The following is a 12,853-nucleotide window of genomic DNA, read 5'->3' as shown; positions in this document are numbered from 1 at the left end:
AACCGTGACCATCACATCAGCCGGCGGGACGAGCGCAGGCGTGCTGCGGCTGACCGCCGCGACCGTCACCCAGTTCTTGTCCGCCCAGACGTCGCTGGCCGACTCCCTCACCGGCGGCGGACGGCGGCGCGTCGTGCTGCTGCGCTCCGCGCCCCTGTGGGAGGGCCCCGGGGAGCTCGCCTGGGGTGAGGGACGACGGGCCCGGATCGCGGCGGCCCCCTCACCGCTGGCCGTGCACGAGCTGGTCCTCGGCCATGTGGCGGCGGAAGCCGCGGGACCTGCGGTGCTGGTCGTGTTGACCGATCGGGAGCAGAGCGAGCTCGACCCGGCCATTCTCGCCCGCGCGCACAAGCAGCGCATCGAGACCGTCGACGGCTGGAACGTCGTCCGGGAGGCATTCGGCGCCGAACAGGTCGACCCCCGTCTGCGGGCCGACGGCTGGGCAGCCGAAGCGCTGCTCGACGCCACTCCGCCGGGCGGCTGGCCGCCACTCGCCGGAGGGGTGCTGTCCCGTCGTACCGCGCTGGCGGCGCTCGCCCTGCGCCGCCTGCGGCTGGGCCGCTACGACACGGACGCGACACCGGGCGCGGGCCGGGCACAGGGCGGCGACGGTCTCGACATTCACACTCTGCTGCGGTGGTCGCTCACCCCTGGCGGGCCGGAGCGGCTACTCACGCTGCGTGGCCCGGAACGCGCCGGGCTGTCGGCGTTCCTCGGCGAGGAGGACCAGGCGGGGCTCGCCGGGCGGGCGCTGCTGGCGCTGGTGGAGGCAGAGCACGGAGCCGACGCGGTGTCTTTCGGGCTGCTGTGCGCGGCACTGTGGCTGCACGCCGAGGCCGATGCCCAGATCTACCGGGTGCGGGGACGGGCCGAACGGTGGTTCGGCGACGAGCCGCCCGCAGCCGGGGAGGCGCTCGACACCCTCGTGGCCGCGTTCGGCCGCTCCTGCGAGGAGTTCGTCACCACGTTGCTGGAGGCGGGGCGTGCCGGCGGGGAAGAGGAAGCGGCACGCGAGGCACGCAGGATCACCAGCACGGTGCTGGACAGGGCCGCCCCGCTGGCCCGGCAACTCGGCGCAGAGACCGCGGTGGAGGCCAGCCCGGTCCTGGCGGCCGGATTGGAAGCCCGCTTCGCGCGGGCCGGGCGGTCGCTGGCCGGCGAGGAACCCGCCGCGCTCACCCAGGCCGTCCAGGAGCTGGCCGCGCACCACCTGGCCGTCGACGCGGACGTGCGCCTACGCATCGAACGTGCCCGGATGGGACAGCGGCTCGCACGATGGCTCGCCACCAGCCCGGCCACCGGGGCGGAGACCGTCGCGGCGGCGATCGAACGCCACCTCGCCGAGACCGGCTGGGTGGACCAGGCCCTGGAGCACATCGAGGCCGGAGGCGACCCCCATCCGGAGCTGAAAGCCGCCTACGACGCGCTGGGAAGCCGCGTGCGCAAGAGACGGCGCGAGGTCGATCACGCCTTCGCGCGGACGCTCGCCACCTGGACCGCAGCGGGCACGGACCCTGGCTCGATGCTAACCGTGGAGTCGTTCCTCACCCGGGTGGTGAAGCCGGTCGTAGGGGCCAAGACAGGGCGGCGCGTGCTGCTGCTGGTCCTGGATGGCATGAGCGCGGCGATCGCCACCGAGCTGGGCGAAGAGCTGCGTCGGCAGTGGGCCGAGTACGACCCGGTGCCGGACTTGGCGGACCGGCCACCGCGGCGGCGTGCCATGGCCGCCGCCCTTCCGACGCTGACCGCGGTGTCCCGGACCTCGCTGTTCGCCGGGAAGCTGATGAAGGGCGCGCAGGCCGATGAGAAGCGGCTGTTTCCCGCGCACCGGTTCTGGGGCGGGGCTAGGGCGGCGGTCTTCCACAAGGACGACCTGCGGGGCCAGAGTGCCGGCGATGCGTTCGGACCGGACCTGACCGAGGCCCTCGCCGAGGAGCACACGCATGTGGCGGTCGTGCTGAACACCATCGACGACCGACTCGCCAAGGAGCAGAAGCTCGGCGACGGCGCATGGCGCCTCGACCAGATCGGCAAGCTGAGGGAGCTGCTGCGTGTGGCCGCGGCCCAGGGCATGGCGGTGATCCTCACCAGTGACCACGGACACGTCGTGGACCGTCACGGAAGCAAGGTCGACGGCGACGGCATCGCCTCCGCACGGCACCGCACCCCTGCTGGTTCGCTGCGCGAGAGCGAGATCGTGCTGTCCGGGGCGCGGGTGGTGTGGCCGGAACCAGGCGCCGAGATCGTGGCGCTATGGGATGCGGACTCCCGTTACACGGCGCAGAAGGCCGGCTATCACGGCGGGGCCTCGCTCGCCGAGGTCACCATCCCCGTCCTGGCGTTCCTGCCCTTCGGTGCGGAGCCGCCCAAGGGATGGCGTGAGCTCGGCGACCAACGCCCAGCCTGGTGGCCGGAGGGAGCGGAGCCCGCCCGCCCCGTCACGCCGGTTCCCACCGCGGCGGTCGAACCGAAGCGGCGCGCCAGGCCGTCCAAGGCGGCGCAGGCGCAGGCCGCGATGAGCGACGCGCTGTTCGACGTGGTTCTGGCTCCCGGAGGGGATGACGCCCTCCTCGCTGCTCGCCTGGCCTCGCCTGACGACGCCCTGGTCGACGCCTTGTTGGAATCGGAGATCTTCCAGGCGCAGGTGGGACTGCTGGCGCGTAAGCCCCCCCTGGACAAGGTCGGCAAGGCGGTGCGGGCACTGCTCGATACAGGTGCTCTCCCGGTCACGGCACTGGCCCAGCGCGTCGGCTATCCCGCCGGCCGAGCCGATGGTTTCGCCGCCGTCCTACGCCAGCTCCTCAACTATGACGGGGTGCAGGTCCTGGAGACCATGCCCGACGGGCGCACGCTGCGGCTGAACACGGGGCTACTGCGCGACCAGTTCGAGCTGGCATGACGAGCACGATGGGAGACTGGCAGGCGTGAACACCGCTCGGCCGTCCCGTTCCGCCCAGGTCAGTGCGGTGCGCCGCCGTGCCGTGATCGACGCGCTGCGGCGTGGCGCCGTGCCCGACAGCGGGCTCGACCTGCTCGCCACGGGCCTCGACAGGTTCACCTCGGCGCTGGACGCCGAACTGGACGCGGTCGCCTCCGGCGCGTCAGTGTTCAAGGCCGTGCGAGGAGAGTACGGATCCGGCAAGACGTTCTTCGCCCGCTGGCTGGGGGAGCGGGCCAAACGGCGAAACTTCGCCGTCTCCGAGATCCAGATCTCGGAGACCGAGACGCCCCTGCACCGGCTGGAGACCGTCTACCGGCGGCTGACCGAACGGCTCACCACGGCCAGCTTCCCACCGAGCGCGCTGCGGTCGGTGGTGGACGCGTGGTTCTACGCGCTGGAGGAGGACGCCCTCGCCGCCGGGGCGGACGAGGGCGAGCTGGGCGCCGAGGTGAACAAGCTGCTGGTCGCCCGGCTCACCGAGGTGTCGCGGCACGCGCCGTCGTTCGCGGCGGCGCTGCGCGGATACCGGGCCGCGCTAGCCGAAGGAGATGAGGTGACCGCCGCCGCGGTGCTGGCCTGGCTCGGCGGGCAGCCGCACGTCGCCAGTGCCGCACGCCGGTTCGCGGGCGTGCGCGGCAACCTCGACCACTTCGGGGCGCTCGGCTTCCTGCAGGGGCTGCTGACGGTACTGCGTGACTGCGGACATCCCGGGCTTCTCGTCGTGCTGGACGAGGTCGAGACGTTGCAGCGGGTGCGCGCCGACGCACGCGACAAGGCGCTCAACGCGCTGCGGCAGCTCATCGACGAGGTGCACTCGGGCCGCTTCCCTGGCCTGTATCTGGTGGTCACCGGAACTCCCGCGTTCTACGACGGGCAGCAGGGAGTGCAGCGCCTGGCGCCGCTGGCGCAGCGGCTGGCGACCGACTTCAGCACCGACCCGCGTTTCGACAACCCGCGTGCGGTGCAACTCCGGCTACCCGGCTTCACCCTGGAATCGCTGGTGGACCTGGGAGTGACCGTCCGCGATCTCTACGCCGCTGGAGCCGGCGCTCCAGAAAGGATCAAGGAGCTCGCGGATGACGCGTACGTCGCCGATCTGGCACGGGCGGTCGGCGGGGCGCTGGGCGGCAAGGTGGGTGTGGCTCCCCGGTTGTTTCTGAAGAAGCTCGTCGGTGACGTGCTCGACCGCATCGACCAGTTTGAGGATTTCGATCCCCGGCTGCATTACAGGCTGACCGTGCGCAGCGACGAGTTCACCGACATCGAACGGAACGTCGCCGCCTCAGCCGACAACGTGGACCTGGACCTGTGATGGTGCCCGACGGCGAGCCCGGTGACGTGCTGGACCGGCTCGACCCGGTCGTCCTGCACCACATCGTGAACAGCCTCGGCTGGCCAGACTTGCGGCCGCTGCAGCGGGCGGCGATCGGGCCGCTGATGGACGGCGAGGACGCCGTCCTGCTCGCCCCGACCGCGGGCGGTAAGACCGAGGCGGCCTGCTTCCCGCTGCTGTCGGCGATGGCGCAACGGCGCTGGGCCGGCACCTCGGTGCTGTATCTGTGTCCGCTCAAGGCGCTGCTCAACAACCTCCTGCCGCGCATCGATACCTACGCCCAATGGCTCGGGCGCCGGGCCGCGCTCTGGCACGGCGATGTCCGCGAATCACAGCGGCGGCGGATCCGCACCGACCCGCCCGACGTCCTGCTCACCACGCCCGAATCGCTGGAGGCGATGCTGATCGGCGTGAAGACCGACCACGCCCATCTGCTGGGCCGCGTCCGAGCGGTGGTCATCGACGAGGTGCACGCTTTCGCCGGTGACGACCGCGGCTGGCACCTGCTGGCCGTGATGGAACGGCTGGAACGCGTGACCGGCCACCCCCTTCAGCGGATCGGCTTGTCGGCGACCGTGGGGAACCCGGATCGGCTGCTCGAATGGCTGCAAGGGGCCGACGCCGGGAAGCGGGTCGGCCAGGTGGTGGCACCTGATCTACGGCGTGAGATCTCCGCCGCACCCGACCCAGGTGACGTGGTCGACACCTCGGACGTTCTTCGTTCGGTGGCCACCAGCCCGGCCGGTGAAGTCGAGCTCGACTATGTCGGCTCGCTGGACAATGCAGCGAAGCTGATAGCCGCTCTTCACCGGGGAGAGAAGCGGCTGGTGTTCTGCGACTCGCGCCGACAGGTGGAGCAGTTGGGTGCGGCGCTGCGCGCCCGTGAGGTGGACGTCTTCTTGTCTCACGCGTCGCTGTCAACGGAGGAGCGCGCTCGTTCGGAGCGGGCCTTCGCGGAGGCCCGCAACTGCGTCATCGTCTCCACCTCCACGCTGGAACTCGGTATCGACGTCGGCGATCTGGACCGGGTGATCCAGGTGGACGCGCCTGGCACCGTGGCCTCGTTCCTGCAGCGCATCGGGCGCACCGGCAGGCGGGCGGGCACCGTGCGCAACTGCCTGTTCCTCGCGACGAGGGGAGAGGCGCTGCTTCAGACAGCAGGGCTGCTGCTCCTGTGGGGCCGAGGCTGGGTCGAGCCAGTGAACGCACCGCCGCAACCACGCCATCTGGTGGCGCAACAACTGCTCGCCGTCACCCTTCAGCAGCACCGGATCGGCGACCACATGTGGCAGCAGGAGTGGAACGGCCTGGCCCCCTTCGACCGCTCAGCGGCTCCCATCTTGCGGCACATGCTCGACAACGGGTACCTCGACGAGGATGGTGGGATGCTGTTCATCGGCCCCGAGGCCGAAAAGCGGTTCGGACGGCGCAACTTCATCGAGCTGACCGCTTCCTTCACCGCGCCACCGCAGTTCACCGTGCTGGCCGGTCGCCAGGAAATCGGGCAGACCGACCCATCGGTGCTGACCGAGGAGCGGGCCGGACCTCGCCTGCTGCTGCTCGGCGGTCGGAGCTGGCGGGTGACCTTCATCGACTGGGCGCGCAGGCGGGCCTTCGTCGAGCCGGCCGACGGCGGCGGAGTCGCCAAGTGGAGCAGCGGCGGCATCGCGGGTTTGTCCTACGCCTTGACTCGGGCCATGCGGGAGGTCCTGCTCGGCGCTGACCCGCCGGTCTCGCTGACTCGCCGCGCGCAGGCCAGACTCGCCGAATGGCGCGAGAAGGCTCCCGACGTCGTGCACCCAGCGGGGACACTGATCAGCCGGGTGGGTGACGATGTGCGGTGGTGGACCTGGGCCGGTTATCGCGCCAATGCGACGCTCGCCGCCACGCTGCCGTCGATCGCCGATCCGGTGCAGCGGCCGACGGATTTGTTCGTGCGCTTGCGCGAGGACTTGACGCCTGCGATCTGGCAGGAGGCACGGAGCGGCGTCGGTGATGGGGAGATGCTGGTGCTGCCGGACGTGGACCGTCGTGCGGTCAGTGGGCTGAAGTTCTCCGCGGTCCTGCCGGAACGGCTGGCGGTGGCGACGGTGGCGGCCCGGCTGGCGGATTTCGACGGAGCTCGCGCTGTGCTGGCCGAGCCGGTCCGCCTGCAGCTCGGGGATGCCGGTGGCGGTGTCCGCTGAGCGGTCGGCTTACAGCCAGCGCAGCTTGTCCACTACCGGTCCGAGAGCAGCGGCATCGTCGCGACGTGGCCTGTCGGGGTGGTGGCCTTGGCCGCAGGGCCGTAGCCGTACCTCGATGCGAGCCACGGCGTTCGGCAGCCAGTGGTCAAGAAACTGGGCGGCGTCGCTGGCGGTCGCTTCGTCCCATAGGTAGGCCGTCTTCCAACAGCAGTACAGCATGGACAGTTCTTCGATGACGTCCCAGTGCCGCATCCAACAGGGCAGGATCGCACGCTCGGCGTGGGGCCAGGCGAACAGCACCTGGGTGAGCCAGTCACCGAGTTCGGCGAGCCGATCGGCCTTTTCGGTGTGTGGCATGGGCAGCCAGGACCACGGCCGCGGCGGCGGTTCGGGCTCGGACTTGCGCGTCTTTGACGATCGGGCGGTCAGGTCGGCGACGACGGCGGCGAGCTGTTCCAGTTCGGCGGCGAGATCGGCGATGATCTCGGCGTTCGCGTCCGCTGTAGTGCCGGTCTCGCCATAGGAGTCGCTCATGTGTCGCCGGGGCCGGATGGGTTGTTGTGCCAGGGCCGGGTTGGAGTGTCACCGCGGGGGGTCTGGATGCCGTTCGGGGGCTGGGGGGCGGCGGCGGGCGGGTGGTTTGCGTCGGGTGGGGTGCTCGGGTCCGGAGGCGGGTTGAGGCGCTGGAGCGGGAGGTGGCCGTCGCGGGCCCGCCAGCGCTTGTAGTCAGCGCGTTTCCATACCCGTTCGGTCCGGACAATGGTAGGCGCCGCGTTGCGGCGCACCACCAGGGCGCGCCAGGTGCGCAGCATCCGGGCCTCTTCCGGGGGTAGGACCGGCACCATCTCCCACCGGCGGGTGCGGACACGTTTGCTGGAGCCGTCGATGGAGGTCTCCCAGTACGGCAGTGCGATCTGCCCGCACAGCTGGGACATGGTCTCGGTGTCGCCTTCGTCGCTGGTCGCGCCGAACAGCATCTTGGCCTTGCAGTTGTTCCAGATGGTCTTGGCGGCGCGGTCGCCCCACCGCTCCTCGAACTGCGAGCGGGACTGGCCGCCGAGCAGGAAGCACAGCCCGGAGCCTGCGGCAGTGGCCAGCCATTGGGGCAACTGGGTGATCGGGCTGATGGTCGGTGCCTCGTCCAGGACGAAGGTGACGGGCGGGTCGAGGCGGCGGCTGGTACGGCGAGAGGCGAGCTGGCGTGCGGTGTGGTGGAGTTCGGCCACCAGCATGCTGAACAGGATGGGGGTGGCAGGACTGAGGTTGTCGCCGGAGATCAGGTAGAGGGTTTCGCGGCGACGCATCAGGGCGGCCAGGTCCAGGCCCTGTCCGGGGGCGGGGCACAGTGCCCAGGCGGTGGCGGGGTCGTCCATGCACTGCAGGACTTGGCGCAGGGTGAGGAAGATGGAGTCGCGGGTGCGGACGTGCAGGGCGTGGTAGCGGCGGACCTGGGCGGCGGCGCGTTCGGTGTTGAGGCCCGGGCGGGGCCGGGTCAGGATGGTCAGCGGGGCGGGGTCCTCATCCAGTGCCCAGGCGTCCACCTCGGGCATGCCCAAGCCTTCCAGCGCGGCGGCGTGCAGCAGCGCGGCGAGAACCATGGCGGCCTGGTTGGTCCAGAATCCTTGGTCGGACAGGCCGCCGGTGTCGGTGGCGGCGACCCAGTGCGCGGCTCGCCGAATGGCGGTGGCGGGGTCTTGGCAACCGTCCACGGGAGACCAGCGCACGGTGCTGCGCCATTCGCCGACTTGTTCGGGGTTGAACAGGTGCACGGCGGCGTGGCGGCCGCGGAGTCCGGCAGTCAGTTCCACGATGTCGTCGCGGATGCTGGTGGCGATCACTGCTCCGGGTGCGTCGATGATGCGACCGGCCAGGTGTGCGGTCTTGCCTTCTTTCTGCGGGGCGAGGATGAGCACGTTGTCTTCGAAGGTGGCGTAGACGCGCCAGCGCCAGAGCCAGCCTTGGGCCCAGCCGAGGAAGATGGCCAGCTCGCGGTGGTGGGCCCGGTAGCGGGCCCACCGGGTGGACAGTGAGGGGCGCGCTTGACGTGCGACCTTGCGGGCCGCTGGCAGACCATAGTGCCGGTACAGCTCCAGCCGCCGGGCGTAGCCGCGGCCAGGCGACATCCGCCACAGCAGCCGCCAGCGCAGTGCGAGGCCGTGGCGGCGGCGTGGATCACGCAGCCGGTTGTCGGCGTACGGGGCCATGTGCAGAGTCAGGTACAGGTAAACGTGCAGAGGCAAGCGGTGTGTCCGCTGCCGTAGTTGGGCGGTGTTGGTAAAGCCTGCTAAGTGATGTTGATCATCTTGGCGGAGGCGAGGCGATGGTGCTGGAGGCCGAGCGGTGGCTGGAGCTGCGCCGGTTCCGGACCTTGCGCGAATCGGGGGCGTCGATCTCGGAGATCGCCCGAGAGACCGGGCTGAACTGGCGCACGGTGCGCAAATACCTGGAGCACGAGGGGCCGGTGGCGCCTCCGACGGCTGCGGCGCGGCCGAGTCGGCGCAACCAGATGATCGATGCATACGCACCGGTGATCGATGCGTGGTTGCGGGCCGAGCTGCTGTTGAAGGGCACGGTCATCCATGAACGGCTGGTTGAGGAGTACGGCTTCACCGGCAATTACCAGCGAGTCAAGCTCTATCTGCAGCAAGCGCGGCCGCGGATCGCCGCGGAGTTGGGTTATAGCCCGAACGAGCTGGCCCGGCTGCACCGGCGGTTCGAGGTGGTGCCCGGCGCTCAGGCACAGGTCGACTGGGGCGATGAGGGCGCCATCTTGGCGCATGTCGGGATCGTCAAGGTCTACTCCTTTCACATGGTTCTGTCGTACTCGCGCGACCCGTTCTGCTGCTTCACCACCAGCCAGGACCTGGCCACCTTCTGGGCCTGCCACCGGCGGGCATTCGAGCACTTCGGCGGCGTGCCAGGCTCGATCGTCTATGACCGCACCAAGACGGTGGTGCGCCGGCACGTGGCCCCGGGCAAGGCGGTGCCGCTGCACCCGGAGGCGGTGGCGTTCGCCGGGCATTACGACTTCGACATCGACGTGCTGGCCGCCTACCGGCCCACCGGCAAGGGCCGGGTGGAACGCCAGGTGTCCATCGTGCGTGACCATGTGTTGGCAGGCCGCTCGTTCGCGTCGCTGGATGATCTTGACAACGCGTTTCTGGCCTGGGTGCCGCTGCGCCGCCGGCTGACCCACCGAACGCATGGCGAGGTGATCGGAGTGCGGGCCCGCCGTGACCACGCCGCGCTGCGCCCGATCCCGTCGCGGCCCTATATCGTGGCCAACCGGCATCTGCGCCACGTGGGCAAGGACTGCCTGGTCGCCTTCGAAGCCAACCTGTATTCGGTGCCGGCGACCAAGGTCGTGCCTCGGCAGTTGGTGGAGGTGCGCGCCTCTTCAGCCACCGTCAGCCTGCACACCACCGTGCCGGACGAACAGGGCATCACGCTGCTGGCCGTGCACCCGCGAGCGGTCGGCCGCGGTGCCCGGGTGGTCGACCCAGAGCACTGGCGCGCTCTGCCCGACGGCCACACCCGCGCCACCACGACCAGCGGCGAAAACCACATGGCGCCGGCGGATGAGCTGACGGCACGCCGCGCCGGTCACGAACCGACCGGAGCGCTGCGCTTCCTGCTTGCCAGGGCCGACGCGGCCAACGTCAAGGTCGGCCGTCGGCCGCTGTCGGTCTATGACCAGATCACCGGGACCGGCCCGTTCTCCTGATCAGCCGCACCTACCGCTCCGAGCCGACCTTCCGCACGCACAAGGGACATCAGACGTTGAGTGAGCTGGTCACCGCCCGCATCCGCGCCACCGCCACCAAGCTGGGCCTGCCGCACCTGGCCGAGCACTTGAACGAGCATGTCGGCCGCGCCGACGCCGCCCGGCTGGGTTACCTGGACTTCCTGGATCTGGTGCTGGAAGAAGAACACGCCGTCCGCGAGGAACGCCGCATCCGGCACGCTCTGCGCATCTCCAAGATGCCCCACCACAAGACCCTCGACGACTACGACTTCTCCTACCAACCGGAGCTGGACGCCCGCAAGGTCCGCGACCTGGCCACCTTGGCATTCGTCGAGGCCAAGGCCAACGCCGCCTTGCTGGGCCCTCCGGGGGTCGGCAAGACCCACATCGCTGTCGCATTGGCCGTCGCCGCCTGCCGCGCCGGCTTCAGCGTCTACTTCACCACCCTTGATGACATGGTCCGCCAGCTCAAAGCCGCCGACGCCATCGGCCGGCTCGCCTCCAAGCTGCGGGCTTATCTGCGCCCGCACGTCCTGGTGCTGGATGAGGTGGGGTACCTGCCTCTGGCCCGTGACGAGGCCAACCTGGTCTTCCAGATGATTTCGAAGAGGTATGAAAAGGGTTCGATCTTGCTGACGAGCAACAAGGCTTTCAGCGAGTGGGGCCAGGTCTTCGGCGACGAGGTGCTGGCCAGTGCCATCCTCGACCGCCTGCTGCACCACTGCGAGGTCATCGCGATCAACGGCCCCAGTTACCGGCTCAAGAATCGACTTGCCGCCGTGACAACGGAGATCGCCGCCACCGGCTGACCAGGCACGCGTCTCGCCCCTGCCAGGCATACGATGCCTCTTCCCTGCACCACGTCCAGACAGCCGACAGGACTCGACACCTTGAACGCCCATCAAGAACGCCTTCGCGCTCGATTCCGCAACGCTCCGCTTCAACTACCGCCCCCGCCATGGCGCCCCTTGCCACCCTTAGCCGTCGGCGGCCTGACCGGCGTCGGATTCGGCCCGCACCCAGACTCGGGCGAAGACCTCATCCTCGTGACCTCTCATCAGGGGCGCGGCGTCGTCAACTGCGTCACCGGCCAGCGCATAGCACGCGACCCCGATCCAGAGCCAGCATGGCCTGACGACTACATCCTCACCTGCGGAGGAATAGGCCCTCTCGCAGGTACTGCCATCCAGATTTCCGGACTCCTGGGTGGCGGCCTGCACACGACCACCACCAGCGGATGGTCCATCGACATCGTCACGCCCGACTGGCCCATCGAAAGCGTCCTGCTGTCCAACCAGGGTGATCCCTACCGCGACGAAGCCGGATCAACCTGGTGGCACATTCACCGCGAAGAAGCATGCGAGATCCGCGCGGCGGGATTCTCATCAACGGGTCACACTCTCGCCATCGCTTCCAGCTGCACACTCACCCTCTTCGCCCACTCCTGACGTCCTCTGCACGAATACTCGTACGCACCTCTGCACACCAATGAGTACGCCGACAGAGCGTGTCGTTCGGCAATAACTCGCCCACCTGGAGCGGGCTAGTGCGGCCGCAGGAGGGGCAGGTCCATTCCGGCGGTGTCTGGTCCCCGTCGACCAGGCGACCGTCGACGGTGGTGAACCGCGTCAAGACCCGCAGCGGGGCCTGGTATTCGCTGGCCGTGGTGCCGCACGTCGCGCAGCACACATAGCGAGGATCGCCGGACAGGTGCCGGTTGAACGCGATCGAGATCAGCATGCGGATCACCGGCGGTCCTGGCCTTCCTGGCGGCAAACGGCACGGTACTGGACGTCCGTCCGCCCATCTGCGGTGACAAGTGGCCGCCCGCATACAGCCACCGGCCGCGATGGGGAAGCGATCCTGCCCATGCTGTCAGAACCCGAGTAACACGGATATCACTGCGACGCGAGTGATCGATCCCAGCAATTTCGCTATTAAGTCACGACTGATGGCGTAGCGGCGGGAGCGGCTGGCGGGCAAGTGGGTCTTGGCATCGATAGCCACGACATCGCTGGCGCGGGCGGCGAGGATGTCGGGGAAGTGGCGCAGGGCCGAGGTCGTGAGGCTCAGCGCTTGACGGAGCTGCCTCGTCCATCTGGCTCGCGACTCCCGCGCGCTGACGGCCTGGTCGAACAGGGGCCACCACCTCATCGAGCTGGTCGACCGCGGTCTCGGGCGACGAACGCCAGCAGGGTCGGGGAACTTGCGCTCCTTGCGCCGCTCCAGCCCCTGGTTCGTCGAGCGGCGCGGAGGCCAGAAACCGGCGGCGCTCGTCCGGCGGGGCCGAGACGTCGCCTTGAACGCCCTCGCGAACGCCTGCCCGGACCGCTCAGCCGGTCACGCCAAGATCACGAAAGATCGGGCTAATCGTCTGCTACAGAGATTGAAAGTTTGAGGTTTCATGTCGATCTCGGGTTCGTGATCAGGCCGGTGTGTGCCAGGAAGGCGTCCAGGAGGCTGGCGCGGTACTGCATCTGCTTGAGTCGGCTGCGGATGACCTTGGCGAGTTCGTCGAGTGTGCAGGGGGCCAGATTGCCCAGGCTGCGTTTGAGGTGCGACCACGCCATCTCCACCGGGTTGAGGTCGGGTGCGTAGGTCGGCAGGTAGAACACCGTCAGCCACGGACGCGCCTCGATCAGGGCGCG

9 protein-coding genes are annotated in these 12,853 nt (G+C 69.5%); 6 read left to right on the top strand and 3 right to left on the bottom strand.

Translation table 11 applies throughout. The features are described 5' to 3' along the window. Positions 1 to 4: 4 nt before the first annotated feature. The 3 genes from pglZ to BMW85_RS46835 are packed head-to-tail and all read left to right on the top strand — an operon-like array spanning position 5 to position 6,460. Positions 5 to 2,899, top strand: a complete 2,895-nt coding sequence (gene pglZ / locus BMW85_RS46845) for a BREX-2 system phosphatase PglZ (protein ID WP_218156247.1) — start codon at positions 5 to 7, stop codon at positions 2,897 to 2,899. Positions 2,900 to 2,924: 25 nt separating this feature from the next. Continuing rightward, a complete protein-coding gene (gene brxD, locus BMW85_RS46840; protein ID WP_091094238.1) occupies positions 2,925 to 4,253 on the top strand; it encodes a BREX system ATP-binding protein BrxD in 1,329 nt (442 codons plus the stop codon). After that, positions 4,253 to 6,460 carry a DEAD/DEAH box helicase gene (locus BMW85_RS46835; protein ID WP_091094237.1) on the top strand — a complete coding sequence of 736 codons (2,208 nt, stop codon included), beginning with the start codon at positions 4,253 to 4,255 and terminating at the stop codon, positions 6,458 to 6,460. The genes brxD and BMW85_RS46835 overlap by 1 nt, the downstream gene beginning before the upstream one ends. A gap of 9 nt (positions 6,461 to 6,469) precedes the next feature. Here BMW85_RS46835 and BMW85_RS46830 read toward each other — a convergent pair whose 3' ends face one another. Continuing rightward, positions 6,470 to 6,994 carry a hypothetical protein gene (locus BMW85_RS46830; RefSeq protein WP_091094236.1) on the bottom strand — a complete coding sequence of 175 codons (525 nt, stop codon included), beginning with the start codon at positions 6,992 to 6,994 and terminating at the stop codon, positions 6,470 to 6,472. Then, on the bottom strand, positions 6,991 to 8,700 hold the full coding sequence (locus BMW85_RS46825) for a type IV secretory system conjugative DNA transfer family protein (protein ID WP_091094235.1): 1,710 nt from the start codon (positions 8,698 to 8,700) through the stop codon (positions 6,991 to 6,993). The genes BMW85_RS46830 and BMW85_RS46825 overlap by 4 nt, the downstream gene beginning before the upstream one ends. An 80-nt stretch (positions 8,701 to 8,780) precedes the next feature. Here BMW85_RS46825 and istA point away from each other — a divergent pair, with 80 nt between their 5' ends. From istA to BMW85_RS46810, 3 genes are all read left to right on the top strand, one after another. Further along, positions 8,781 to 10,184, top strand: coding sequence for an IS21 family transposase (istA, locus tag BMW85_RS46820; RefSeq protein WP_091094234.1), 1,404 nt, complete (start codon positions 8,781 to 8,783; stop codon positions 10,182 to 10,184). A gap of 56 nt (positions 10,185 to 10,240) precedes the next feature. Further along, a complete protein-coding gene (gene istB / locus BMW85_RS46815; RefSeq protein ID WP_091094233.1) occupies positions 10,241 to 11,014 on the top strand; it encodes an IS21-like element helper ATPase IstB in 774 nt (257 codons plus the stop codon). Positions 11,015 to 11,173: 159 nt separating this feature from the next. Beyond that, on the top strand, positions 11,174 to 11,653 hold the full coding sequence (locus BMW85_RS46810) for a hypothetical protein (protein ID WP_218156246.1): 480 nt from the start codon (positions 11,174 to 11,176) through the stop codon (positions 11,651 to 11,653). Positions 11,654 to 12,607: 954 nt separating this feature from the next. On the opposite strand, the gene BMW85_RS46800 is transcribed toward BMW85_RS46810, so the two are convergent. Continuing rightward, on the bottom strand, positions 12,608 to 12,853 hold a 246-nt coding region (locus BMW85_RS46800), incomplete at its 5' end, for a transposase (protein WP_177241252.1).

Origin of the sequence: Nonomuraea wenchangensis (assembly GCF_900111685.1) — a bacterium.
GTDB lineage: Bacteria > Actinomycetota > Actinomycetes > Streptosporangiales > Streptosporangiaceae > Nonomuraea > Nonomuraea wenchangensis.
The sequence above is the reverse complement of the archived record's forward strand: the minus strand, read 5'-3'. Positions and strand labels throughout refer to the sequence as shown.

Bases quoted from the DNA above. Each gene is read 5' to 3' on its own strand.
- BMW85_RS46830 (WP_091094236.1), bottom strand. From the start codon at position 6,994: ATGAGCGACTCCTATGGCGAGACCGGCACTACAGCGGACGCGAACGCC.
- BMW85_RS46835 (WP_091094237.1), top strand. From the start codon at position 4,253: ATGGTGCCCGACGGCGAGCCCGGTGACGTGCTGGACCGGCTCGACCCG.
- istA (WP_091094234.1), top strand. From the start codon at position 8,781: ATGGTGCTGGAGGCCGAGCGGTGGCTGGAGCTGCGCCGGTTCCGGACC.